Here is a 23415-nt window from a genome sequence, read left to right as displayed (position 1 = left end):
GCGTTCGTCGGGACGATGCGCGACGCGCGTTCCGCGCACCCGCCCGGCCGCCGCATCGTCGACCGTCACCAGGCACGATGCGCGGCGCCGGTCTAGCGTGAGCGGAGGAGGGGAGGACCGCCATGGCCGAGCAGCCCGCAGCAGCACCTCACACCCACGAGAAGCGCGAGCATTGGAGCGGCCAGACCGCGTTCATCCTCGCCGCGATCGGCTCCGCGGTGGGCCTGGGCAACATCTGGCGCTTCCCCGGCGAGGCCTACGACAACGGCGGCGGGGCGTTCATGATCCCGTACCTCGTCGCACTGCTGACGGCGGGCATCCCGATCCTCTTCCTCGAGCACGCGATCGGCCACCGCTTCCGCGGATCCGCCCCGCTCGCGATGAAGCGCGTCCACCGTCACGCGGAGGGCGTGGGCTGGCTGCACGTCGCCATCTGCTTCGTCATCGGGCTCTACTACACGGCGATCATCGCGTGGGCACTCAGCTACTTCTTCTTCAGCTTCGACCTGGCCTACGCGGACGACCCCGCGGGCTTCTTCACCGCCGACTACCTCCAGCTGGGCGAGGCCGGCACCGTGAGCCTGTCGTTCGTGCCGCACGTCATCGTCCCGCTGGTCGCGGTGTGGCTCATCACGATCGTCATCCTGGCGCTGGGCCTCCACAGGGGCGTCGAGCGCCTCAACCTCATCGGCATCCCCGTGCTGGTCGCGACCTTCATGGTGATCGTGGTCCGCGCGCTGTTCCTCGAGGGCGCGGGCGACGGCGTCGAGGCGCTCTTCACGCCCGACTTCGCGGCGCTCTCGGAACCGCAGGTGTGGATCGCCGCGTACGGCCAGATCTTCTTCTCGCTGTCCCTGGCCTACGGGATCATGATCACGTACGCGTCGTACCGCCGCCGGCGCTCCAACATCACCGCGCCGGGCCTCGTGGTGGCCTTCGGCAACAGCTCGTTCGAGCTGCTCGCGGGCATCGGCGTCTTCGCCGCGCTGGGCTTCCTCGCGAGCCAGCAGGGCGTCGCGGTGGGGGACCTCGAGGGCCTCGCGGGCCCGTTCCTGTCCTTCGTCACGTTCCCCGCGGTCATCGCGGAGATGCCCGGCGGCCAGTTCTTCGGCGCGCTGTTCTTCGCCTCGCTGGTCCTCGCGGGCCTCACGTCGCTGGTCTCCGTGCTCCAGGTGGTGTCGTCGGCGCTCCAGGACAAGCTCAACCTCAAGCCGCGCACCGCCGCGGTCGCGGTCGGCGGCACGTCGGCGGTGCTGTCGATCGTCGGCTTCGGCACCACGACGGGCCTGTACCTGCTGGACACGGTCGACCAGTGGTCCAACCAGCTCGGCATCGTCGCGGGCGCCATCACGATGATCGCCGCGGCCATCTGGATCGGCAGGCGCGGCCATGAGCTCGAACGCCACCTCGCGGCGGTCTCCACGATCAGACCGGGGAAGGCCTGGCTGTGGCTGGTGAGCGCCGTCGCGCTGCTGCTCATCTACATGTTCGTCGACAAGGCCGTGTCGCTCCTCGTCGACGGCTACGAGGGCTACCCGACCTGGTACCTCGTGGTCTTCGGATGGGGCACCGTGGCCTTCCTCGCGCTCGCGGCCTTCCTCATGCCGCTCCTGAGATGGCGCAAGGACATCGCGCGCTTCCACCCCTGGCCCACGCGTGAGCAGCTCAAGCTCCCGGCCGAGGTGGGGGAGCGCCATACCGAGGACTACGACCCGAGGAGCGGATCATGAGCGGCTCGGCCCTGGCCCTGCTGACGGTGTCGATCGTGCTGATCTGGGGCGGCCTCGCTGGCTCGATCATCGTGCTCGCGCGCAGGCCGGAGAACGATCACATGCCCTCGGGCGGCGAGGACACGCGCGTCCCCGACTGAACTCCGCTACGACGAGTAGTCGCCCAGGTGCGCGTCCACCACCCAGTCGCTGTCGGTGATGCGCGTGATGAGCCGCGGGTCGCCGTCGGCGAGCATGAGGTAGTCGTGGCTGGTGCGCGGGTTGGTCGACGGGTCGTCCCACGTGACGTCCACGAGCAGCCACTCGCCGTCGACCAGCACCTTGTTCCACGCGTGGTCGCCGCCGGTCGCGCCCGCGAGGTCCGAGCCGGTCACTTGCACCGCGTCGAGCCCCGCCGCCTCCGCCATCGCGAGGAAGGCCTGCGCGTACCCGTTGCACACGGCCGTGCCCTCGACCAGCAGCCCGTACGCCTCCTGCGACCGGTCGACGACCTCGGTGTCCTCGCCGCGGTTGATCGCGTCGTACGCCTCGTAGTCGTACTCGCCGAGCGAGACCAGGTAGTCGTGGATGCGCGTCACCTTCTCCTTGTCGGACGATGCGCCGGTCGCCCGGGACGCGTTCAGCCCCAGCTGGACGGCGGTCGCCGTGAGGGACCGGCGGCGGTCCGCCTCGTCGCGCCCGTACGTGTAGACGGGACGCAGCTCGACGCCGGTCGCGGTGTCCCAGAACACCCAGCCCTTGACGAAGGCGTACGGGTTCTGGGTGACCGCCTCGCGCAGAGCGTCCTCGATGGCCGGCCCGCCGAGCTCGGTGTCCCAGTAGGTGACGTCGATCGACTCCTGCTGAGCGATCATCGCGCTCTCGAGGTAGCGCACGAGCTCGGTCGTGCCGTAGACGGGGTAGTCGACCGCGGGTGCGACGGGCTCGGTGGTCGGGGTCAGCGCCTGTGCGGCGGTCCGGCCCACGTTCGCCCACTCGGGCAGCAGGCCCGCGTCGCTCGCGCGCGCGGCGACCAGCACTCCTGCGAGGAGCACGACCACGGCGAGGAGACCCGCCAGCCGGCCGCGCCCGCGCCGCACGGGCCTCGCGGGGGCCGGCGCCGGCGCGTACGCGGTGTGCTCGACCTGGGTGAAGGCGTTGCGCGTGCGGGCCGTCCAGCCGGCGCCGTCCCACCACCGGTCGATCGCCGGATCCGCGGGGTCGGGACGCCACCCGGGCTCGGGCAGGTAGGGCGCGCGCGACCCTCCGCCGAACTCCGGCTCGAACGTCATCCCGATGCCCCCAGCCCGGAGCGCCCTCATCGCTCCTGGCCGGAACCTACCAGCGACGACGCCGGGGGAGAAGGGCGTGCGTCACACCGTCAGGCCTCGACGGCCTGCGCGGCGTCCACCACCTCGCCCACGAGCCGCTCGATGACGTCCTCGAGCATCGCGGCCCCGAGGACCTCGTCGGTCTCCGGATCGCGCACGAGCGCGAGGTGCGTGCCCTTCGCCTGCATCGCGGTCAGCGCCTCCTCGAGCGACGCGTCGGGCGAGATCACCGTGAGCGGCCGGATCGCATCGTCCGGCACCGGCTTGGTGGCGCCGCCGCGCGGCACGGACGCGAAGTCCTTGAGGTGGAGGTAGCCGGCGTACGTGCCGTCGGCCTCGATGATCGGGAAGCGCGAGAAGCCGGTGCGCACGCACTCCTTCTGCGCGCGCTGGGGCGTGACGTCGGCCGGCAGCGTCACGAGCGCATCGATCGGGGTCATGACGTCGCGCACGTTCTCGAAGCTCAGGGTGAGCGAGCCCGACAGCACCTGGTGCTCGTGCTCGTCCAGCAGCCCCTCGGAGCGCGACTCGGCGAGGTAGCCCTCGACGTCCTCCGCGCGGAAGGTCGAGGTGACCTCGTCCTGCGGCTCCACCTTGAGCAGGCGGAGCACCACGTTCGCGGACTGGTTCAGCAGCCAGATGAGCGGCTTGAGCACCCACACGATCGCGTACAGCGGCGGGCCCAGCACGATGGCCGCGCGCTCGGGGCCGGCGATCGCGATGTTCTTGGGCACCATCTCGCCGAGCACCATGTGCAGCGCGACCACGATGACGAGCGCGATCGTGAACGCGATGCCGTGCACCCAGGCGCCGGTGATGCCGATCGCCTCGAGCGGCACCTCGAGCAGGTGCGCGACCGCGGGCTCGGCGACGGCACCGAGGCCCAGCGAGCACGCGGTGATGCCCAGCTGCGCGCCGGCCATCATGAGCGACACGTGCTCCATGGCGCGGAGCGTGAGGCGCGCGGCGCGCGAGCCCTCGGCCGCGCGCGGCTCGATCTGGGTGCGGCGCGCGGAGATGAGCGCGAACTCGGCGCCCACGAAGAACGCGTTGCCGATCAGCAGCGCGACGGCGATGAGGAGCGCGGTGTAGTCGTTCATCGTCCGGCCTCCTCGGTCGTGTCGTCATCGTCGTCGGCGTCCTCGTCGGGCGGCGCGACCACCGCCACCACGACGCGGTCGACGCGGTGGCCGTCGAGGCGGGTGACGCGGACCTCCGCGATCACCGGGGTCGCGAGCCCGTCCTCGTCGCGCTCGGACTCGTCGCGCGCGTCGAGCTCGACCACGTCGCCCACGCGCGGGAAGCGCTCGAGCCGCTCGGTCAGTAGGCCGCCGAGGGTGTCGGACTCGCGTGCCTCCGGCAGCTCGAGGCCCATGACCTCGCCCGCCTCGTCGGGGCGCAGCAGCCCGGACAGCGACCAGCGGCCGTCGCGCAGGCGGCGGTGGCGGCTCACGGGCCGGTCCTGCTCGTCCTCGATCTCGCCGACGATCTCCTCGACGAGGTCCTCGAGCGTGACGACGCCGTCGGTGCCGCCGTACTCGTCGACCACCACGGCGACCTGGGCGCCCTCGCGCAGCGCCGCGAGCACCGCGCTCAGCGGCATCGTCGACGGCACGGACGCGACGGGCAGCGCGATCTCGGTCACCGGCGTGGTCCTGCGCGACCGGGCGGGCACCGCGAGCGCGCGCTTGAAGTGCGCGACGCCCACGATCTCGTCGACGTTCTCGCCCATGACGGGGAAGCGGGCGTGGCCCGTGCGCGAGGCGAGCTCGAGCACGTCGGCGACCGTCGCATCGGCCTCGAGGAAGTGCACGCGCGTGCGCGGCGTCATCGCGTCCGAGGCGGTGCGCTCGCGCATCTCGGCGGCGCGCGCGAGGCGGCGCGCGACGCGCGGCTCGAGCGTGCCCTGCTCGCCCGACCGTTCGGCGAGGGACTGCAGCTCGCGCGCGGATCGCGCCGACGCGAGCTCCTCGCGCGGCTCGATCCCGAGCATGCGGACGATGCGGTTGGCGCCGCCGTTGAGGACGCGGATGAGCGGGCCCGCGAACCACGTGAAGCCGCGCTGCGCGCCGGCGACGGCGCGGCCGATGCGCAGCGGCTCCGCGATCGCCCAGTTCTTGGGCACGAGCTCGCCGAAGACCATCTGCGTGCCGGTCGCGAGGATGAACGCGAGCGTGAGCGCGACGCCGAGCGCGGACGCCTCCGGCAGGCCGGCGGACTCGAGCGGGACGCGCAGCAGCGTCGCGAGCGACGGCTCCGCGATGAAGCCGACGAGCAGGGACGACAGGGTGATGCCCAGCTGCGCGCCCGACAGCTCGGTCGACAGCTTGCGGAGGCCCGCCTGGAGCGAGCGCGCGCGGCGATCGCCGGTCTCGGCGGCGCGGTCCACCGTGGGCCGGTCGACGGTCACGAAGGCGAACTCGGCCGCGACGAACAGCGCGTTCGCGGCGATGAGGACGATCGCGAGGAGAAGGAGGAGCCAGGCCTCGGTCATCGGCGGCCTCCGTGGCGCGAGGGGCGGGTGGGGGCTGGCGCCGGCTGCGGGTCGGTGACCTCGCGCCGGCGCTCGGGACTATGGCCGTCGGACATGGCGTCGAGTGTAATTGACCGCGCCGGCTCTGCAGCGGCGCGGGCGCGTGTCAGCCGCGGTAGTCCGTGAGCCGCGCGTCGGTCATCCAGAACTCGTCCGCGGTGCGGGTGTCGAGGATGTCCGCGTCGTCGCGGAGCAGGAGGTAGTCGTCGCCGGCGTACGCGCCGTTGTCGTCCCACGTGATGTCCACGAGCAGCCAGCGCCCGTCCACCCGCACCTTGTTCCACGCGTGCGAGCCGCCGAAGCGTCCCGCGGTGTCCGAGCCCGTCACCTCGACGGCCTCGAGGCCCGCCTCGTGCGCCATCGCGATGAAGGCCTTCGAGTAGCCGGCGCACACCGCGTAGCCGTCGACGAGGATCGCGTACGCCTCCTGCGAGTGGTCGACGCGCCCGGACGAGATGTCCTGCTCGATCTCCTCCGCGGCGTCGTCGTCGTACTCCGCGACGGCCGCGATGTAGTCGTAGATGAGCCCCACCTTGGCCGCGTCGTCGGGGGCCTCCGCCACGCCCGCCGCCGCGAGGCCGGCCCGCGCCGCCGACACCGTGAGCGCGCGGCGCCGCTCGGATTCGCGGGCCGAATACGTGTAGGTGGGGCGCAGCTCGACGCGACCCGGCACCCGGTACGCGTGCCCCGTGTCGACGTACAGGTACGGGTTCTGGGCGACCGCCTCGTCCCACGCGTCCCAGACCGCGTCGAAGTCGTCGTCGAGCCGCACCCACGCGGTCACGTCGATGCGCGCGGTGTGGGCCATGAGCTCGCGCTCGAGGTGGCGCACCAGGTCGTCGCTGCCGAAGACCGCGTAGCCCTCCGCGGGCGCCTCCGCCGACAGCGTCTCGACCGCGGGCAGCGCGTAGGCCGGCTGGGGCCCGAAGGGCAGCGCGTCGACGACCGCGGCGAGGTCGCCCCAGTGCCACGCTCCGTAGGCCGCGGCGACGAGGGCGGCGGCGATCCATCCCGAACGCCTCGAGCGGCGCGGGGGAGCGGGATGATGCGGCGCGTACGCGGTCGCGACCGTGGGCGCGAGACGAGGCGGCGCCTGCGTGGGCGGCGGCGGGGCGTGCGGATCCGTCCACCCCGGTTCCCAGAACTCCGCCATCCCATCCCCCCGATGCGGTCGCGCGTGCCCCGGACGCTACCACCGCATCGTCCCTGATGAGACTGCGAAAACGCCGAAGCGGCCCAGGGTCCCGGCTGGAGTCATGCATAATGATGCATAGCGATGCATGAACCGCCGCCGGGCGTCACCGCCAGCGCGGCGCCCGCGGGAGTCCCCACCCCGGACCCGCGGTCCCATGCGCCCTCACACCCTCGAAGGAGCACCCCCATGCGCAAGCCTGCCCTCGTGATGCTCGCGGCGATGACCGCGGCCTCGCTGTCCGCCTGCACGTACGCGTCGCAGGAGACCGCCGCGACCGGCTCGTCCGCCGGCGCCTCCGCGACCGCGGACGCGTTCGACGTCGCCACCGTCGCCGTCAACGAGGAGGCCGCCGCGCTGCTGCCGGCCGACATCGCGGACCGCGGCACGCTGCGCGTGGGCATGGAGACGTCGTACGCCCCGGCCGAGTACCTCGACGTCGACGGCACCACCCCGATCGGCTACGACGTCGACATCGCCGCCGCGGTCGCCGCCGCGCTTGGCCTCGAGGTCGACATCGAGTCGGCGGCGTTCGACTCGATCATCCCGGGCATCGGCACCAAGTACGACGCCGGCATCTCGTCCTTCACCATCACCCCCGAGCGCGTCGAGGTCGCCGACATGACCTCGTACCTGTCCGTGGGCGAGGCCTTCGCGGTCGCCGCCGGCAACCCCGCCGGCATCTCCGCCGACGACCTCTGCGGCGCGACCGTCGCGCTCCAGACCGGCACGATCCAGCAGGACGAGGCCATGCAGATGGCCGCCGACTGCGAGGCCGCCGGCAAGGACGCGCTCGAGATCCTCACGTACGACTCGAACGCCGACGCGGCCACCAACGTGGTCGGAGGCAAGGCCGACGTGCTCTTCGCGGACTCGCCGATCATCGGCTACGCCGTCACCCAGACCGGCGACAAGCTCGAGCAGCTCGGCGACGCGTTCGCGACCGCCCCTCAGGGCGTCGTCACCGCGCAGGGCTCCGAGGCCACCGACGCCGTCGCCGCCGCCCTGCAGGGCCTCATGGACGATGGCACGCTGAAGTCGATCCTCGACGCGTGGGGCGCCGCCGACGGCATGCTCACCACCGCCGAGGTCAACCCGGCCTAGCGAGGCCGACCGGCGCATCGTCCCTCCGCCGGGGACGATGCGCCGGTCGCCCGAGCGCCGACAAGGGAGCACCCATGAGCGACACCGCGCACGACCCGGTCCCCAACCGCATCCACGCCCGCCCCGTCCCGCGGCCCGGCCGCTGGATCGCCGCCGCGATCGTCGTCGTCCTCGCGGCGATGGCCGTCCACGGGCTGGTCACCAACCCCAAGTTCCGCTGGGACATCGTGTGGGCGTACCTGCGCGACGTCACCGTGATCCGCGGCGTCGGCTGGACGCTGCTGCTGACCTTCGGGTCGATGGTGATCGGCGTCGTGCTCGCGGTGATCCTCGCGATCATGCGCCGCTCGGACAACCCCGTGCTGCGCTCGGTCAGCTGGTTCTACATCTGGTTCTTCCGCGGCACCCCGATCTACACGCAGCTGGTGTTCTGGGGCCTCATCTCGGTCCTGTACCCGACGCTGAGCCTGGGCATCCCGTTCGGGCCCGAGTTCGTCACCTTCCAGACCGACGTGGTCATCACCGCGTTCTGGGCGGCGCTGCTCGGCCTGGGCCTCAACGAGGCCGCGTACCTCGCGGAGATCGTCCGCGCGGGCCTCGGCTCGGTGGACAAGGGCCAGGAGGAGGCCGCCCGCGCGCTCGGCATGAAGGAGCGCACGATCCTGCGGCGCATCGTCATCCCGCAGGCCATGCGCGTCATCGTGCCGCCCACCGGCAACGAGACGATCTCGATGCTCAAGACCACCTCGCTGGTCCTCGCGGTGCCGTTCACGCTCGACCTCACGTACGCGACGAACGCGATCGGCAACCGGCTCTTCGAGCCCATCCCGCTGCTCATCGTGAGCGCGTTCTGGTACCTGCTCATCACGTCGGTCCTCATGGTCGGCCAGAGCTACCTCGAGCGCTACTACGGCCGCGGCACCGGATCCGAGCGCCCCAGGCGCGGCGGCCCGCGCCGGCCCCGCTTCGGACGCCAGGCGGCCATCAAGGCCTCCGGCACGGCCAAGGACGACCCCTTCCTGGAGGTGACCCCGTGACCACCCCGATGGTCGAGGTGCGCGGCGCGCACAAGATGTTCGGCGACCTCCACGTGCTGCGCGGGGTGGACCTCACGGTCGCGCCCGGCGAGGTGTGCGTGGTGCTCGGCCCGTCCGGCTCCGGCAAGTCCACGCTGCTGCGCTGCCTCAACGAGCTCGAGGTGCTCACCGGCGGCTCCGTGCGGATCGACGGCGAGCTGCTGGGCTACCGCGAGGACGCGCACGGCACGCTGCACCGGCTCCACCCGACGGCGATCGCGCAGCAGCGCTCCCGCATCGGCATGGTGTTCCAGCGCTTCCACCTGTTCCCGCACATGACCGCCCTCGAGAACGTCATGGAGGCGCAGGTCCAGGTGCTCAAGCGGTCGAAGGCGGCCGCGCGGGCCAAGGCCGTCGAGCTGCTCGATCGCGTCGGGCTCTCGGACCGCATGCACCACTACCCGGCGCAGCTCTCCGGGGGTCAGCAGCAGCGCGTGGCGATCGCCCGCGCGCTCGCGATGGACCCCGAGATCATGCTCTTCGACGAGCCCACGTCCGCGCTCGACCCCGAGCTCGTGGGCGAGGTGCTCGCGGTGATGAAGGACCTCGCGGCCGGCGGCATGACGATGGTCGTGGTGACGCACGAGATCGGCTTCGCGCGCGAGGTCGCGGATCACGTGGTCTTCATGGACGAGGGCGTCGTCGTCGAGGAGGGCGCGCCTTCCGCGGTGATCGACGCGCCGGCCGAGGAGCGCACGCGGGACTTCCTCTCGCACGTGCTCTAGCTCGGGCCGGGGTGCCCACGCCCCCATCCCCACCTTCCGGGCGCGGTGGCGTGTGTCGTGGCCGTCGTGGCCGTCGTGGCCGTGGTGGCTGCCGTGGCTGCCGTGGCTGCCGTGGCCGTCGCGGAGCGCGGCGTGCGTCGTGTTCGCGTATTCCAGCCGTGGCTGAAATGGCCTCGGACGGCGGCGCGAATGCGCTGGTAGACGGCCTGCACCGGCCGCCGAGAAGCGGCTGTTTCAGGAATTCGTGAGATACGCGGAAGCGAGCAGGGCCTCCCGCGACGAAACGCCGAGCCTCGGCTGTCGCGCTCACCCCCTGTCGCGTGCGTGTGGTGCGCACGCGTGCCCTAGCGGCGTCGTGCCTGGATAGGGCACGATGCGGGGCATGGAGACGCCCGTCGTCGAGCCCGCCGTAGGGTCCGGCCGCCAGCCGCTGTCGCTCACGACCGAGGCCGCGTTCCTCGTCTGCACGCTCCTCGCCGCCGCGGCGCTCGGCTGGCTCGTCGCGGGCTACCTGCTGGCGCCCTTGGCCGTGGGCGACCCGCTGGGAGGCGTGCGCGAGTTCGGGTACCTGCTCGACGCCGTCGTGGTGACGGCATTGCAGATGGTGCTGCTGGGGACGTTCCTGGGGCTCCGCTGGGTGGTGCGCCGACGCGACGCGGGGACGTCGATCTCGCGCTGGTGGTCGCTCATCGCGGTCGCGGGCCCTGCGATCGCCGTGCTGGTCACCGCCGGGAGCCTCTCGGCCGGCGAGCTGGCGGCGTACTGGGCCGCGACGGTCTCGGCGACAGTGCTGTACGCGGCGGCGGTCGCGGTGACACCACGAGCCAGGCTCGGAGCGCGCACCGCGCTCGCGCTCCGCATCGCCGGCACCGCGCTGGGCACGCTGATCGGCGTACCGGCGGCGGTGTTCCTTCTGCTCGGCGGCTACACGGCTCTCTAGCTCACCGCACGTCGCGCGCGAGGTAGAGCGCCCGCTCGCCCGTGTCGGGCTGCAGCAGCGCGAACCTGTGGCGCGCGTAGAAGCGCAGCGCGTCGCCGTCGCCCTCGTCGACGTTCACCTCGACGATCCGGCAGCCGCGCTCGGCGGCGTCGGCGACCACGGCGTCCACCAGCTCGGTGCCCAGCCCGTGGTCCCGGTAGTCCGGGCGCACGTAGAGCTCGTCGATCAGCGCCACCGGGCCGTCGTGCCACACGTTGGGCCGGTACGTCACGAGCGCGAGGCCCACCGAGTGCTCGCCCGCGAGGAACGCGACGGTGTCGGGGGTGCCGAGCATCGGCCGCAGCCGCGCCTCGAGCACGTCGGGTCCCGGGGTCGGGGTGTCGAACTCGCGGTTGAACGCGTCGAGCAGCCTCGCGACCTCGGCGGCATCGCCGGGCCCGGCCGTGCGGATCACCCCTCCACGGTACGCCTCAGCGTCGCCGATCTCCCAGGGGAGCCGGAGAACCTTCGGAGCCGTCGGTGAGGTCCCCGCAGCGGGGGATCGGTGGGCGAGGCGCGGGTCGCCCCGGCGGGGGGGCGGGCGTGCGGCGGGCCGGCTCAGCTGGCCCGGTACGCCGCCGCCATGTCCTCCGCGCCGTGCCCGTCCTCGACCACGCGGTCGAGGCGCGCCCGCGCGCCCTCGAGCCCGTCGAGCCGCACTCCGGCGAGGCCCGCGGCCGCGAGGATGAGGTCCGCGTCCTTGGCCGCGGTGGTCGCGCCGAAGCTCACCTCGGCGAGCCGGTCCTCGAGGATGAGCGCGGCCTTGGTGCGCAGGTAGCCGAGGTCGAGCGGGCCGTTCTCGATGAGCTCGAAGAACAGCTCCGGCGGGACGCCCAGGCCCTGCGCGAGCGAGATCACCTCGCCCGCGGCGTTGTTGATGGACAGGACCCACGCGTTCGCGACGAGCTTGAGCCGCTGCGCCGCGCCGGCGGCCGCATCGTCGCCCACCCAGAAGGTGCGCATCGCGACCGCGTCGAAGACGGACGCCAGGGTGGCGCGGACGTCCTCCGGCCCCGCGGCGAGCACGGTGAGGGTGCCCAGCTCCGCGGGCTCGCGGGTGCCGAGCACGGGGGCGTCGACGAGGGTGATGTCGAGCTCGTCGGCGAGGGCGGCGATCGCGGGCTGGAGGTCGAGCCCGACGGTCGCGCACTGCACCCACAGGGTGCCCGGGCGCAGGCCCGGCGCGGCGTGGCGCATGACCTCGAGCGTGACGGGGCCGTCGTGGAGCATCGTGAGCACGACGTCGGCCTCGGCGACCGCCTCGGTCGGGGTCGATGCGACCGTGGCGCCGTCGGCCGCGAGGGCCGCCGCCGTGGCGTGGGTGCGGTTCCAGACCCGCACGCCGTGACCCGCGCGCACGAGGTTGCGGGTCATCGCGGAACCCATGATCCCGGTGCCGAGCACCGCGATCGTGAGCGTGCGGAACACACCTTCGGGAGAGGGCGTGGGGGCGGTCTGCGTCATCGGGGGCTCCTGCGGTCGACGGTTTCGGTCCGGAGGTACAACGTCTCGGGACCCCGTGAGGCTTCCCTCGCCTCTCGAGGAGGCCGCGGTCGACTAGCCTCGTCGCGTGCCCCGCCTGCTCCTCGCCCCCGTCGCAGCGCTCGCCGCCGCGACTCTCTCGGGGTGCGCGCTGCTGGGCGCGGCGCCCTCGGGCTCGCGCTCCGCGTCGGGGTCCGCGCCGGAACCGTCCGCGACGCCCGCCGCGACCGAGGCGAGCGCGACGCCCTCGGCGACCGCCGCATCGTCCGCGAGCGACGTGCCGACGCGCGTGATCAACCTGGCCGAGCAGGGCTCGTACGGCGTCGTCACGCTCGACCTCGACGCGTGGGACGTGCGGGTCGACTGGCCCGACGACCCGGACGGCACGGACCTCGCGGAGTACATCGACGACCACCCGGGCATCGCGGTGCTCACCAACGCGGGCATCTTCTCGGACGACCTCACGCCCGGCGGCCTCCTCGTCGCGGACGGCGAGGAGCTGCGCGCGCTCAACCTCGCCGACGGCTACGGCAACTTCCACCTCAAGCCCAACGCGGTCTTCGAGATCCGCGAGGACGGCACCGCGGCCATCGTCGACTCGACGCTCTACGCCGCCGCGGGTGTGACGCAGGCGACCCAGTCGGGCCCCGCGCTGCTGCTCGACGGCGAGATCCACCCGCAGTTCACCGAGGGCAGCCAGAACACCGCGCTGCGCACGGGGGTCGGGGTGAGCCCCGACGGCGGCACCGTCTACCTGGCCATCACCCGCACGTACGTCAATCTCTGGGACTTCGCGGCGATGTTCCGCGACGAGCTCGGCGTCGAGGACGCGCTCTACCTCGACGGGCAGATCTCCCAGCTGTGGGTCTCGGGCGCGCCCGAGCCGACCTCGTACCTCGGGCCCTATGCCGGGGTGATCGCGGCCTACCCGCGCTGAGCCCGGCTAGCCTCGGATCATGACCCTCGACGCGCCGGTCGCGACCTGGGTCGAGTCGCGCCTGGGCGCCGCCCCGCAGGGCGTGTTCTTCGAGGCGAGGTCGATGTCCGAGGTGTGGGGAGTCGCGCTCGCGGACGGGCGCCGGGTCGCCGTCAAGCGCCGCGGCGGGGGAGAGCGGCTCGCGATCTCCGCGGCCGCGCACCGCGCCGCCGAGAGGGCCGGCATCGACACCCCCGCGCTGCTCGCCGGTCCCGACATCGCCGGTGAGGAGCAGTGGCTCACCGCCGAGGAGTGGCGGCCGGAGGGCGCGCTGCTCCCCGAGGGCGACGCGCCCGTGCTGTTCGCGGGGCTGCTGGCACACCTCGTCGCGGCGCTCGCGACGGTCGACGCCGAGGGCCTCGAGCCGCCGCCGTGGCTGCACTACGCGCACGACGCCCCCGGGCGGGTGTGGCCGCCGCCCGCCTCCGACCGCTGGGACCCCCACCGCATCGAGGCGGACCTGCCGCCCGCGCTCGCGGTGATCGCCCGCGCAGCCCGTGCGCGGTTGCGCGCGTCCGATCTCCCGCCGGTGCTGGGGCACGCGGACCTCAACGGCCTCAACGTGCGCTGGGTCGGCGACCGACCGATCGTCCACGACTGGGATTCGATCGCGCTGCTGCCCGAGGCGGTCCTCGTCGGGACGCTCGCCGTCGATCACGTGGCCGCCCCCGACGCCGGCGCCATCGCGGACGTCGCGACGGGGGAGCGCGTCATCGCCGCCTACGAGGACGTCGCCGGCCGCGCCTTCGACGCGGACGCCCGCGAGGTCGCGTGGGCCGCGACCGCGTGGCTCGCGTGCTACAACGCCGCGTTCGAGCACCTCCACGGCGGCCCCGGCGCGGTGACCGCGCAGATCCTGCGCGACGGGGACGAGCGGCTGGCGCTCGCGGGCGCCTGAGGCCTCTCCGCGCCTACGCTGACCCCATGGCCATCACCGACCTCGCGGAGCTGCTGTCGAACCTCAGCGTCCGCCTCGACCCGGAGCGGTACGTGTGGGCCTCGGTGTCCGTCGTCCCCGAGGGGTGGAGCCCTGTCGTGACGGTCGAGGAGTCCGAGGGCGTCACGGTCGTCCTGCGGGAGGACGATGCGACGGCGCTAGACCTCGCATACGAGTTCCCCTCCGCGCGGATCACCCTCGAGGTCCACTCCTCGCTCGAGGCCGTCGGCCTCACCGCGGCCTTCGCGCGGGTGCTCGCCGACGCGGGCGTCAGCGCGAACGTGGTCGCGGGCTTCCACCACGACCACGTCTTCGTGCCGTGGGACCGCCGCGAGGACGCGCTCGCGGCCCTCGAGCGGCTCGAGGCCGGATCGCGCGGCCGCTGACGCCCCTGCCGTGGCGAGCAGCCTGGCACGCCGTTAGATTCGAGGGAGAGCCATGTCCACACGGTCCCTCACGCCGCGCGAGCGGGAGCAGGTCGACGCCGCGAACGCGGCGGACGGCCCCGCCGTCGTGCTCCTGCACGAGCTGTGGTCGCTCGCCTCGGCGTGGGATCCGTGGCGCGAGCGCCTCTCCGAGGCGGGCCTCTCCTCCGTGGCCGTGGCGTGGCCGCGCGAGCCCGACACCTTCGCGGAGGCGCTCGCGGACCCCGACGCGGTCGCGGGCATCAGCCTGGTCGACGTGCGCGAGCACACGCTCGCCGTCGTCGCGGCGCTGCGGCAGCCGCCGTTCCTCGTGGGGCACGGCGTGGGCGCGCTCACGGCGCAGCAGGTCGCGGGCAAGGGGCTCGCACGGGCGACCGTGGCGGTCGCGCCCGCACCCATGAAGGGGTCGACGCGCGCGCCGGACTCGATGCTCGCGGCGGCCGCGCCCGTGCTGCGCGATCCCGAGAACCGCGACCGGGCGATCCGGATGACCTTCCCCGAGTTCCGCTACGCCTACGCGAACGCGGTCAACGTGGACGAGGCACGCCACCTGTGGGAGACGCGGCACGTGCCCGGCCCGGCGCGCGTCGGCTTCGAGCTCGCCGCGCAGCGCCGCGACCCCCGCGCCCCCGCGAGCGTCGACACGGTCAACCGCGACCGCGGACCCATGCTCATCGTCTCCGCGGGCCGCAGCCGCCTGGTGGCTCCGGCGATCAGCGCGGAGACGTTCCGGATCCAGAGCCGCAACTCGTGCGACACCGAGTTCCTCGACCTCCCCGATCGCGGGCACACCCTCATGATCGACTCGGGCTGGACCGAGGTCGCCGACAAGGTGATCGCGTACCTCGAGCGCTTCCGCTAGGGGTCACACGCCGAGGATCGCGTGCAGCCGGTCCCGGTTGGCGCGGATCGACGCGCGGTGGCCGTCGAGCCAGTCGCCTGCGAAGCCGCGCGGCTCGATCTCGGTGAGCTGGACCGCCATCGACCACAGGCGGTAGAGCGCGACCCGGCGCACGGCGGCGTCGTCCATGACGAGGGGCTGCCCGGTGCCCGCCTCGTAGCCGCGCACCTTCGCCGGCTCGAACGGGCCCGAGGAGTGGGTCTCGCCGCCCGCGAGGCCCCACAGCGGGTCGCCGAACAGCGAGCGCTCGAAGTCGACCACGCCCGTGACCTCGCCGGTCTGCGGGTCGACGAGCACGTTGCCGTGCCACAGGTCGGCGTGGACCAGGGTCGGCGCCGTCACCTCGGCGAGCGCCCCGGACGAGGCCTCAACGGCGGCCGCGAGGCGTCCCGCCTCGACGTCGACGCCCCAGGCCGCCGCATCGTCCACCGCGGAGGCGACCAGACGGCGCAGGAAGCCCGGCCAGGTGTCGTCCCCCAGGCGGAAGCCGCCCGCGGGGAAGCCGAACCGCGCGCCGCGCACGGCCCCGAGCGCGGCGAGGATCTCGCCCACCTCGTGGAAGGCGCGCGCGTTCGCCTCGGGGGTCATGACGGCGGTCGCGTCGTCCCACGGCATGCCGGGGACGAGGCTCATCACCAGCACGTCGACGTCCGCGACCGCGCGCGAGAAGTCCTCGAGCAGGACGCGCGGCGCCGGGAGGCCGAGTCCCGCCACGAGCGCGAGGTTGTCGCGCTCGGAGCGCAGCATGTCGTGCTCGTAGCCGAGCAGTCGCGACCGGCCCGCGCCGTCGCGGACCTCCGGCACCGACGTCTTCACCACGATGGTGCCGCCGCCGTCGAGCTCGACGCCCTGGACCGCGGAGAAGGTGCCGCCTGACAGCAGCCAGTGGTCGGTCACCCGGCCGAGCGGCGCGAGCACGGCCTCGAGCTCGTCGCGTGCGAGCGGCCGCTGCGTGGGGAGGAGGTCGGTCACAGCGTCCGGATCACGCGCGCGGGGTTGCCGCCGACCACCGACATCGGCGGCACGTCCTTCGTCACGACGGCCCCGGCCGCGACCACCGATCCGCGGCCGATCGTCACGCCCGGGCAGATCACCACCGAGCCGCCGAGCCACACGTCCGCCTCGAGCGTGATGGGGAAGGCCCGCTCCCAGCCCTCGCGGCGGATGTCCACGTCGAACGCGTGGTTGACCGTGTAGAAGCGCGCCTCGGGGCCGATGAGCGCGTTGTCGCCGATGGTGACGATGCCCGAGCCCAAGATCATGAGGTTGGAGTTGATGAACACGTTGCGGCCGAAGCGCACGCGCTCCTTGTACTCGAGGTAGATCGGCGGGCGGAAGTCGAGGCCCTCGCCGCACTCGCCGACCAGCGCGGACAGCGCCGCCGTCGAGCCCTCGGGGTCGTCGAAGTAGCCCCCGTTGAGGTCGCGCAGCCGCGCGAGCGTAGCGCGCTGCATGTCGGCGAGCTCGGGGCCCGAGCGGTACTTGAACCACTCGTCGTTCTGGAGCTTCTCGTACTCGGTGCGCGTGGGGTCCTCGACGGGGACCTCGGCCATCGCGGCCTTCATCTCGTGCGGGCTGGTCACGGCCCCAACCTACCCGCGCGCCGCGGCCCGGTCGCGGGACCTCAGCACCGCCTTGCGAACCTCGATCGCGAGCGGGACGGCGGCTGCGAGCGCCGCGCACTGCCCCCACTGGGCGAGCGTGAGCGGCGCGGTCGAGAACGCGTCGTTGAGCACCGGCAGGTGGACCACGGCCACCTGGAGCGCGAGCGACAGCCCGACGGCGCCCCACAGCCACGGGTTCGAGAACAGCCGGTGCAGCGTGCTGCGGGTCTCCGAGCGCGCCGCGAACGCGACGGTGAGGTTCGCCATCACGAGCACGGTGAAGGCCGCGGTGCGGGCCGTGTCGAGGTCGGAGGAGCCCGGCAGCAGCCCGCCCGGCAGGAACAGGTCGAACGTGATGAGGGTGACGGCCGCCATGACGGCGCCCGTGAAGGCCATGCCGGTCCACATGCGGCGGCCGATCATCGGGGAACCCGGCCGGCGGGGGCGGCGCTCCATGAGGTCGTCGGCGTACGGCTCGGCGCTCACCGCCAGCGCGGGCGCGAGGTCGGTGAGGAGGTTGATCCACAGGATCTGGGTGGCGAGCAGCGGCGCCACCACCGCGCCCGACGCGTCGCGCAGCCCCAGCCAGCCCGCGAGCACCACGCCGAGGAACACCGCGAGCACCTCGCCCAGGTTCGACGCGATGAGGAAGCGCAGGAAGCGCGTGATGTTGTCGAGGATGCCGCGCCCCTCGCGCACCGCCTCGACGATGGTCGCGAAGTCGTCGTCCGTGAGGATCATGTTCGCGGCCTCGCGCGCGACCTCGGTGCCGCCGCGTCCCATCGCGACGCCGATGTCCGCGCTGCGCAGCGCGGGCGCGTCGTTGACGCCGTCGCCGGTCATGGCGACCACCTCACCGTGCGCCTGGAGCGCGTCGACGATGCGGAGCTTGTGCTCGGGCGCGACCCGCGCGAAGACCGAGGCGTCCCGGACGGCCGCGGCGAGCGCCGCATCGTCCATGCGCGACAGCGCCGCGCCGGCGAGGGCGGGGGAGCCCGGCGGCACGATGCCGAGCTGCGCCGCGATCGCGGACGCGGTGCGCGGGTGGTCGCCCGTGATCATCACCACGCGGATGCCCGCCGCCTGCGCCTCGGCGACCGCGGCCCGCGCCTCGTCGCGCGGTGGGTCCTCGAGGCCGACGACGCCGAGCAGCGTGAGGTCAGCCTCGTGCTCCTCGCGCGCGGACGATGCGGGGGCCTCCCGGATCGCGACCGCGAGGGTGCGCATGCCGTCGTCGGCGAGCGCGTCGATCGCGGCGTCCAGGCCCGCGCGGCGGTCCGGGCCGAGCGCGACGTCCCCGTCCTCGGTGCGCACCCGCGCGCAGCGCGCGAGCACCACGTCGGGCGCGCCCTTGACGGCGAGCACGTCGGCGCGCTCGTCGTGAGTCGCGAGCACGGACATGCGGCGGCGCTCGGAGCTGAAGGACACCGAGTCGACGCGGTCGAAGCCCGACCGCAGGGTCTCGGCCTCGAGCTCCCGCTCCGCCTCGAGGAAGGCCACCTCGGTGGGGTCGCCCTCGAAGCCGCCGTCGCCCGCGACCGTCGCGTCCGAGGCCAGCGCGCCGAAGGCCACCGCCTCGCGCGCGACGCGCGCGGCCTCGCCGGGTGCCGCGGTGCCGTCAGCGGTGACGAGGCGCGTGACGGCCATGCGGTTCTGCGTGAGGGTCCCCGTCTTGTCGGAGCAGATGACGGAGGCGGAGCCGAGCGTCTCCACCGACGCGAGGTCCTTGACGATCGCGTTGCGCCGGGCCATGCGCTGCACGCCCAGCGCGAGCACCACGGACATGATCGCGGGCAGCCCCTCGGGCACCGCGGCGACGGCGAGCGCGACGCCGAGCAGCAGCACGTCGACGCCGTCCTGCAGCGACGAGATGTCCTGGGTGAGCGCGACGGTCGCGACGATGACCGCGGCGATGCCGAGCACCCCCAGGCCGAGCACACGGCCCAGGCGCGCGATCTCCCGCTCGAGGGGCGTGGGGTCGGACTCGGTCGCGCCGAGCAGCCGCGCCACGCGCCCGGTCTCGGTGTCCATCGCGGTCGCGGTGACGACGGCGCGCGCGGTGCCGCGCGTGATCGCGGTGCCCGCGAAGACCATCGAGGTGCGGTCGCCCACCTCGGCGGGCTCGGCGAGGGGGGCGGGGGACTTCGCGACCGGCGTGCTCTCGCCCGTGAGCGGCGCCTCCGCGGCCCACAGGGTGCCGTCGACGAGCCGCGCGTCGGCGGGCACGGCGTCGCCCTCGGCGAGGACCAGCAGGTCGCCCACGACGACGTCGAACGCCGACACGCGCGCGAGGCCCCCGTCGCGGATCACCGCCGCGCTCGCGGCCGCCATCCGCTGCAGCGCCGCGACCGCCTGCGCCGAGCGTCGCTCCTGGATGAAGCCCAGCGCGGCGTTGGCGAGCACCACGACCATGATGACGAGGACGTCGTACGGCACGCCCTCGGCGCCCTCCGCCGACCACGCGACGAGCGAGATGAGCGCGGCCGCGAGGAGGAGGTAGACGAGCGGGTCCGCGAACTGGGAGAGCAGGCGCCGCCACGCGGGGACCGCGCGCTCCTCCTCGAGCCGGTTGGGGCCGTCGCGCTCGAGCCGCGCGGCGGCCTCGGCGCGGGTGAGGCCGCGGTCGAGGTCGGCGTCGAGCGCGAGGGCGACCTCGGCGGCGTCGCGCGTCGAGGGGTCGGTCACCGCGGCTGCAGCCATCGCCCCTCCCAGCGGCGGCATCGCCGCCTCGTCGTCGGTCCGCGAGGCGGCCGGGGCGCCTCGCCTTCCACGCTAGCGCGCCCTATTCGGGCTCGACCTGCTGGAACAGCGTGAGCTGGAGGCCCGCGGGGCCCTCGAGGCGTGCGTTGAGCGAGCCCCACGGGGTGGTCGTGGGCGGGGCGACCTCCTCGGCGCCGGCGGCGACGGCGCGCGCGGTGGCGCCCGCCGCATCGTCCACCTCCAGGGCGACCCGGATCTCGCGCGAGACGTCGCGGCCCACCTCGAGGGAGTCGATGAGGGAGCGCTGCGGCGTGTTGACGAGCTCGAGCGTCGCGCGGCCCGCGTCGAGCACCACGACGCGCGCGTCCTCGCCGTCGCCGGGCGTGGTGAGGTCGAGCTCCGCGGGCAGCCCGAGCGCGTCGCGGAAGAACGCGACGGCGGCGTCGAGGTCCTCCGCGTGGACGACGAGGCGCAGCTGGAGGGCGCCGGTGGGCTCGGTCATGAGCCCACCGTGCGCCGCCCCGGCCGCGCCGTCAACCGTTGGCCGGCGGCCGCTACAGGTACATCGGCGTGAGCGCCTCGTAGTCCTCGACGGTGCCGTCCCGCAGGCAGGTCTCGATGATCTGCCGGCCCAGCGGGTCGAGGTCGTCGGTGAGGAACTTCTGCAGCTCGGACTTGAAGAAGCCCGTGAGGATCGCGCACCCCTGGTCGTAGGCCGCGTCGCCCACGTGGGACTGGCTCTCGGGGCGCAGCAGCGTGCGGCGGATGGGCTGGCCGTCGAGCGTCATCTCCTTGGGGGAGTAGCCGAACAGCGGGCAGCGCGCGGGCTCGAGCTGGTCCGCGCGCATGCGGCCGCCGCCCTTGCGGGCGAGCCACTCGCGCGTGAGCCACTCGGCGGAGAAGCCGACCTTGTACGCGCCCACGTGCTGGTTGGGCGTGAGCACGTAGCGGGTGCGCGGGTAGTCGAGGATCTGCTTGAGGAGGAGGTTCGCGGCCTCGACCTGGGTGCCGGTCGAGAACGGCCAGTACGAGCCGACGCCCTCGGACACCATGCCGCCGTGCTCGAGCTTCTTCACCGCGTCCGCGGCCTCGCCGATCGACGGGTTCTTGTCGCCGCGCGGCGCGATGAGGCGCCACAGCCACGCGATCGCCGGCGGCACGAAGTGGGTCATGCCCATGATCCCGTAGCTGGGCTTCTCGGTGGTGCACGCGGGCATGCGGACGCCGAACGTGCGGACGTCGACCGGCTCGGGCTCGTGCACGATGCCGTGGATCATGGTGCGGGGGATCACCACGCGCGGGTTGGGGCACGGCTTCCCGGTCGAGTCGAAGGTGTGCTCCCACGGCAGCGCGGTCGCGTCGGAGACGCCGTCGATGCTGAAGAACACGAGCGGCTCGTCGGGGTGGATGACCGCGCGCTCGAAGTGCACGTCCGCGCCGTAGGACTTGAGGTTGTCGACGCGCACGAACCAGCCGGACTCGGCGTCCGCGACCACCATCTTCCCGGAGCCGTCCTGGACGTCGGGGTGGCACAGCGTCATGTCGTCGGTGACGGGCGCGAGGTCCGAGGTCTCGGACAGGGTGATGAGGTACGGCTCGCCGGTGGCGACGTTGGTGCCGAGCAGGATGCGGCCGTCGTCCTCGCGGCGCAGCTCCTGGCACATCTCGGACTTGCCGCCGCCCGAGGCGCCCTCGTGCATGATGACGGTCTCGTTGTCGTACGGGGTGGTGACGCGCACCGCCGACGCGTGGGCCGTGATCCAGCCCTCCTGCTCGCCGATGTCGAGCAGCACCGAGAAGACGCCCTTCTTCGCGCTCGGGCCCGGGTAGAGGTTGTAGGCGAAGATCTCGTGGAGCGTCTCCGAGCGGTCGTGGACCACCACCTGCTTGCCGTCGAAGTGCGTGTGGCGGAACGGGGGAGCGACGTAGAGGATCGAGCGCGGCGCGAACTCGCCGAGCTCCTCGAACGTCACCCAGCCCTGGAGGTCGACCAGCGCGGTCGCGAAGAACGCCGAGTTGGCGGGCACGATCGCGAGCGACGGCGAGCCGTGCACCGGGCCGCCGGCCTTGAACGGCACCACCACGAGGTCCTGGTGCGACAGCCACGCGAGGGTCTCCGCACGGGTCTCGTCGAAGCGGTGGCCGAACCGGTCGCGGAAGCGCGTCTTGTCGGTGGGGCGGTCGTCCGCGATGACCATGCACTGGGGGTCGCGGCGCCGCATGTAGTCCTCGGGGTAGTTGACCGCGATGCCGTTGCGGCAGCGGGTCACGGTCGCCTCCGTGACCACCTCCCCGTCGACGTCGTAGTCGACCCAGAAGACCGGCCCGCCCTCCGGCCCCAGGGACAGCCGGTACAGCTCCTCGCGCGTCGCGGGGATGGTCACCGAGGGCGCCGCCTCGAGGGCGGCGCGCACCTCCGGCGCGAGGTCAAGGCGGTCCAGCTCGGTGAGGGTGTGCATCGCTCGTCTCCTTCGGCTCGCGTGGCAGGCGTCATCGTCCATGGTGCGCCCGTCCCGGCGAGTCTGCCGATCCAAAAGGGAAGGTAAAAGGGACGTAGGTCACGGGTCATGAATTGTCTTCCGGGACACGGCAGGGAGCAGGGACGATGCGCTGGCTGGGCGAGGGTCCGACGGATAGGCTCGCGCCAGGCCGCGCGCGGGGGCGTCGCCGATCGGGGGGATCATGAGGCGCGTGCTCGTCGTCGTCGCGGTGCTGATCGTCGCCGCGGCCGGGTGGTTCGCCGCTCGCGCGGTCGTGGGCGCCGTGCCCGAGGCCGAGGCGCCGCCCATGGATCCCGAGCTGGGCGTGGCGCGCGCGGGATTCGACGGCGAGCGCGTGGGCGGCGGCTGCCTCGCCGGGTCCTGGTACGAGCCGCCGGTCAGGTACGCGATCCTGGACGTCCAGGTGGCCGCCTCCGGCGCCGTCCACGCGTGCGTCGAGGTGTACCGCGTGGACGACCTCGACCCGAGCGCGGACTACTACGAGGCGGCGGTCACCGCCTACTGGACCACCACGGACGGCTGGTCCCTGCCGATGCGGGTCGCCGTCGATGCTCCCGCCGCCGGCCCCACGACCCTCTCGCTCTCGTCCTCGGAGCCGCACCTCTCGAACGTCTTTCTCGCGGACGCGACGGTGCTCGCGCCCTGCACCGGGGAGGAGGAGCTGCAGCCGCAGCCGATCGGTCGCGGCTGGGTGCTCGACTCGTGGTGCAACGGCGACGGCGCCCTCGAGTCCCGCGAGGACGGCGAGACCGCCACGTGGGTCGTGGGGGGCCAGCCGGCGCTCGACGCGACGGTGCACACCCTCGCGATCAAGGTGGCGGAGGGCTCGCGGCCCCTCTTCACGTTCGCGCTCGAGTCGCCCGCGGAGGGGCGGTCCGAGGTCGAGGTGGCCGCCGCGGAGGGGTGAGCGGCCCGCGCGCCTGCTTGACCGCGCTTCGAACAGGTGTTCGAATGGACGCATGCGGTGGGAGGGACAGGCGCTGCGCGCCGAGAGCGACGACGCGCTGCCCGCGCTCGCGAGGATGTCGAACCTCGTGCGGACGGTCACCACGCCCGAGTTCGCCGGCGTGACGTTCCACGAGGTGCTCGCCAAGAGCGCGCTCAACCGCGTCGGCCCGGGCACCGCGGTGCCGTTCACGTGGACCGTCAACCCGTACCGCGGCTGCACGCATGCGTGCGCTTAGTGACCTTTCCGATCTAGGCTCTCGATCGGGCGATGCACGCCCGGATGAGAGGATGG

At 73.4% G+C, this 23415-nt stretch carries 22 protein-coding genes and 1 pseudogene; 12 read left to right on the top strand and 11 right to left on the bottom strand.

Annotated features, from left to right (window positions below):
* Positions 1-122: 122 nt before the first annotated feature.
* Both AOM07_RS08375 and AOM07_RS15190 read left to right on the top strand, forming a co-directional pair.
* Entirely contained in the window at positions 123-1730 is a 1608-nt protein-coding gene (locus AOM07_RS08375) for a sodium-dependent transporter (protein WP_062312749.1), read from the top strand.
* On the top strand, positions 1727-1870 hold the full coding sequence (locus tag AOM07_RS15190) for a methionine/alanine import family NSS transporter small subunit (RefSeq protein ID WP_156171880.1): 144 nt from the start codon (positions 1727-1729) through the stop codon (positions 1868-1870). Before AOM07_RS08375 ends, AOM07_RS15190 begins: the two co-directional genes overlap by 4 nt.
* 6 nt (positions 1871-1876) lie before the next feature.
* Here the strand turns inward: AOM07_RS15190 and AOM07_RS08370 are convergent, their stop codons facing one another.
* The 4 genes from AOM07_RS08370 to AOM07_RS08355 all read right to left on the bottom strand — a co-directional run bounded on the left by AOM07_RS08370 (position 1877) and on the right by AOM07_RS08355 (position 6726).
* Entirely contained in the window at positions 1877-3001 is a 1125-nt protein-coding gene (locus AOM07_RS08370; protein WP_062312747.1) for a DUF2510 domain-containing protein, read from the bottom strand.
* A gap of 89 nt (positions 3002-3090) precedes the next feature.
* Positions 3091-4140: a hemolysin family protein gene (locus AOM07_RS08365; protein ID WP_062312745.1), complete on the bottom strand. Its 1050-nt coding sequence runs from the start codon at positions 4138-4140 to the stop codon at positions 3091-3093.
* Positions 4137-5534 carry a hemolysin family protein gene (locus AOM07_RS08360; protein WP_062312743.1) on the bottom strand — a complete coding sequence of 466 codons (1398 nt, stop codon included), beginning with the start codon at positions 5532-5534 and terminating at the stop codon, positions 4137-4139. The genes AOM07_RS08365 and AOM07_RS08360 overlap by 4 nt, the downstream gene beginning before the upstream one ends.
* A gap of 145 nt (positions 5535-5679) precedes the next feature.
* Positions 5680-6726, bottom strand: a complete 1047-nt coding sequence (locus tag AOM07_RS08355; RefSeq protein ID WP_062312741.1) for a transglutaminase domain-containing protein — start codon at positions 6724-6726, stop codon at positions 5680-5682.
* A gap of 228 nt (positions 6727-6954) precedes the next feature.
* Between AOM07_RS08355 and AOM07_RS08350 the strand changes: the two genes are divergently transcribed.
* From AOM07_RS08350 to AOM07_RS08335, 4 genes are all read left to right on the top strand, one after another.
* Complete coding sequence (locus AOM07_RS08350; protein WP_062312739.1) at positions 6955-7869, top strand: ABC transporter substrate-binding protein; 915 nt, start codon at positions 6955-6957, stop codon at positions 7867-7869.
* Positions 7870-7943: 74 nt separating this feature from the next.
* Positions 7944-8906, top strand: coding sequence for an amino acid ABC transporter permease (locus tag AOM07_RS08345; RefSeq protein ID WP_062312737.1), 963 nt, complete (start codon positions 7944-7946; stop codon positions 8904-8906).
* An 8-nt stretch (positions 8907-8914) separates the two neighbouring features.
* Positions 8915-9670 (top strand): amino acid ABC transporter ATP-binding protein, encoded by a 756-nt coding sequence (locus tag AOM07_RS08340; RefSeq protein ID WP_062313042.1) that lies wholly within the window; start codon positions 8915-8917, stop codon positions 9668-9670.
* Positions 9671-10052: 382 nt separating this feature from the next.
* Positions 10053-10610, top strand: a complete 558-nt coding sequence (locus AOM07_RS08335) for a hypothetical protein (protein WP_062312735.1) — start codon at positions 10053-10055, stop codon at positions 10608-10610.
* A gap of 1 nt (position 10611) precedes the next feature.
* Here AOM07_RS08335 and AOM07_RS08330 read toward each other — a convergent pair whose 3' ends face one another.
* Both AOM07_RS08330 and AOM07_RS08325 read right to left on the bottom strand, forming a co-directional pair.
* A complete protein-coding gene (locus AOM07_RS08330) occupies positions 10612-11064 on the bottom strand; it encodes a GNAT family N-acetyltransferase (protein WP_062312733.1) in 453 nt (150 codons plus the stop codon).
* Between the two features lie 143 nt (positions 11065-11207).
* On the bottom strand, positions 11208-12113 hold the full coding sequence (locus AOM07_RS08325) for an NAD(P)-dependent oxidoreductase (protein WP_062312732.1): 906 nt from the start codon (positions 12111-12113) through the stop codon (positions 11208-11210).
* A gap of 106 nt (positions 12114-12219) precedes the next feature.
* On the opposite strand from AOM07_RS08325, the gene AOM07_RS08320 reads away from it, so the two are divergent.
* The 4 genes from AOM07_RS08320 to AOM07_RS08305 are packed head-to-tail and all read left to right on the top strand — an operon-like array spanning position 12220 to position 15331.
* Positions 12220-13068 (top strand): phosphodiester glycosidase family protein, encoded by an 849-nt coding sequence (locus tag AOM07_RS08320; RefSeq protein ID WP_062312730.1) that lies wholly within the window; start codon positions 12220-12222, stop codon positions 13066-13068.
* Positions 13069-13087: 19 nt separating this feature from the next.
* Positions 13088-14005, top strand: a complete 918-nt coding sequence (locus AOM07_RS08315) for a phosphotransferase (RefSeq protein ID WP_062312728.1) — start codon at positions 13088-13090, stop codon at positions 14003-14005.
* Between the two features lie 26 nt (positions 14006-14031).
* Positions 14032-14430 (top strand): ACT domain-containing protein, encoded by a 399-nt coding sequence (locus AOM07_RS08310; protein WP_062312725.1) that lies wholly within the window; start codon positions 14032-14034, stop codon positions 14428-14430.
* 52 nt (positions 14431-14482) lie between these two features.
* A complete protein-coding gene (locus AOM07_RS08305; RefSeq protein ID WP_062312723.1) occupies positions 14483-15331 on the top strand; it encodes an alpha/beta hydrolase in 849 nt (282 codons plus the stop codon).
* 3 nt (positions 15332-15334) lie between these two features.
* Here AOM07_RS08305 and AOM07_RS08300 read toward each other — a convergent pair whose 3' ends face one another.
* The 5 genes from AOM07_RS08300 to AOM07_RS08280 form a co-directional block, all read right to left on the bottom strand.
* The gene (locus AOM07_RS08300) at positions 15335-16342 is read right to left on the bottom strand and encodes a phosphotransferase family protein (protein ID WP_062312722.1); all 1008 of its coding nucleotides are present in this window, start codon (positions 16340-16342) and stop codon (positions 15335-15337) included.
* Positions 16339-16953, bottom strand: coding sequence for a sugar O-acetyltransferase (locus AOM07_RS08295; protein WP_228374412.1), 615 nt, complete (start codon positions 16951-16953; stop codon positions 16339-16341). The genes AOM07_RS08300 and AOM07_RS08295 overlap by 4 nt, the downstream gene beginning before the upstream one ends.
* Before the next feature lie 9 nt (positions 16954-16962).
* Positions 16963-19674: a cation-translocating P-type ATPase gene (locus AOM07_RS08290; RefSeq protein WP_062312720.1), complete on the bottom strand. Its 2712-nt coding sequence runs from the start codon at positions 19672-19674 to the stop codon at positions 16963-16965.
* 82 nt (positions 19675-19756) lie between these two features.
* On the bottom strand, positions 19757-20176 hold the full coding sequence (locus AOM07_RS08285) for a VOC family protein (RefSeq protein ID WP_062312718.1): 420 nt from the start codon (positions 20174-20176) through the stop codon (positions 19757-19759).
* A 52-nt stretch (positions 20177-20228) separates the two neighbouring features.
* Entirely contained in the window at positions 20229-22133 is a 1905-nt protein-coding gene (locus AOM07_RS08280) for a DUF4914 family protein (protein WP_062312716.1), read from the bottom strand.
* Between the two features lie 223 nt (positions 22134-22356).
* Here AOM07_RS08280 and AOM07_RS08275 point away from each other — a divergent pair, with 223 nt between their 5' ends.
* The gene (locus AOM07_RS08275) at positions 22357-23082 is read left to right on the top strand and encodes a hypothetical protein (protein WP_156171879.1); all 726 of its coding nucleotides are present in this window, start codon (positions 22357-22359) and stop codon (positions 23080-23082) included.
* A 52-nt stretch (positions 23083-23134) separates the two neighbouring features.
* Positions 23135-23353, top strand: a pseudogene (locus AOM07_RS08270) (Rv2578c family radical SAM protein); the annotation flags it as partial.
* Positions 23354-23415 lie beyond the last annotated feature (62 nt).

Source organism: Demequina rhizosphaerae (genome assembly GCF_000971255.1).
GTDB classification, from domain to species: Bacteria; Actinomycetota; Actinomycetes; order Actinomycetales; family Demequinaceae; genus Demequina; species Demequina rhizosphaerae.
This window is presented reverse-complemented; position numbering and strand designations above follow the sequence as displayed.